Source organism: Bartonella sp. AP57NXGY (genome assembly GCF_042195805.1).
In the GTDB taxonomy this organism is placed as follows: domain Bacteria; phylum Pseudomonadota; class Alphaproteobacteria; order Rhizobiales; family Rhizobiaceae; genus Bartonella.
In genome coordinates this window covers 3,571-4,831 of the sequence record NZ_JBHIOZ010000094.1, presented here as the reverse complement: position 1 = coordinate 4,831, position 1,261 = coordinate 3,571, and the positions used below count along the sequence as shown (strand labels likewise).

General features: G+C 30.1%; 1 protein-coding gene and 1 pseudogene. Both read right to left on the bottom strand.

Annotation, left to right across the window (positions count from 1 at the left end; genetic code table 11):
* Positions 1-284: pseudogene (locus tag ACFIL8_RS07555) on the bottom strand (MFS transporter); the annotation flags it as partial.
* A gap of 600 nt (positions 285-884) precedes the next feature.
* A partial coding sequence (locus ACFIL8_RS07550) for a dTMP kinase (RefSeq protein WP_375689315.1) occupies positions 885-1,261 on the bottom strand: 377 nt, incomplete at its 5' end.

The window sequence follows — 1,261 nt, the reverse complement described above, 5'->3', positions numbered from 1 at the left end:
ATTACCAAACCTCTCACAAGATTTGAAATAATAATCTGCGTTTTACGGTTATATTTATCTGCCAATATGCCAAAAATAGGCGCAAAAATAATGCCAGGCGTCCAAAGAAAAAGCATCATCAACGCTACACCACGGATTGAGCCCGTCTGATTGTAAGCGATCCATGACAATGTAATATAATTTAGTCCACTTCCAAATGTAGCAAATAAGCCGCTCAAAGTAAAATAGAGAAAAGTTCTATTTTCAAATAAAGCAATGCGTTCCTTCAAATTTGAAGTGAACATAAATTATCCTCTAAAATGAATACCAGTCGATATGCATAATACATCCTGTTTAAAAACAGGCATTCTTACAATTTTTATTTTAGATCATTAAATTTAAGAAAGCAAAATTTCTTTTTTGAGGCTTTTACAATCTTTGTGCTGTTTTATGATTAATTCTTCTATGAAAACGGAACATTTATGGACAAAAACAAAATTAATATTTTATGTGCGTTTTATTCAGAAGCTACACCTTTATACATATGTGAAACAATTTTACGGTATGGAAGCTTCACTCACATTATTGTCCTTATTATTCTGTGCACTAAAATATGCTCGAGTATATTCCTCCATGTCGTTCTTCTATCACCACACTTCGTCTCTAAAAGAATAAACATACTATTATCCTCACAATAAATATTGCTAATTTTTCTACTCCCCTTCTCTAAATCTTTTAAAACAAGCCCATTACAGTTAGTTTTCTAATTAAAATATATAACGTGATATTTTTCCTGAGCAGTTAAATTATTGCAATCACATCTCTAAAGTTTCAGATTTAGAGTAAGAATACATAAAGGAGGATTTATCGTGGATAAATTGATTAATAAATGATTTTATTCATAATCAAAAAAACTTATCTATATGATGTCGTATTTGATGATGAATTAAAGAAACAGGAGTAGTTCCATCAATTGTTATAAACCGCTCATCTATTTCCGATAAAACTTTGTATACTTTGTAAATTTTTTCAATAAAAGAGAGTTTTTCTTCATATTTTAAGTTTAAACCATCCCTTTTCTGCAACCGTTCCAGTATAGTAATGGGCGGTAAATGAAGATAAAATGTAATATGAGGTCTTGGAATAGATTGATTTAATTTAACGACACTTTCAACAGAAAGCTCTCGAGCATAAAAATAAGCAAGACTAGAATAAACATATCGATCGCTAATTAATAAATTTTGCGATGACGTTAAGGAAGGTTCAATAATTTCAAGCGTAT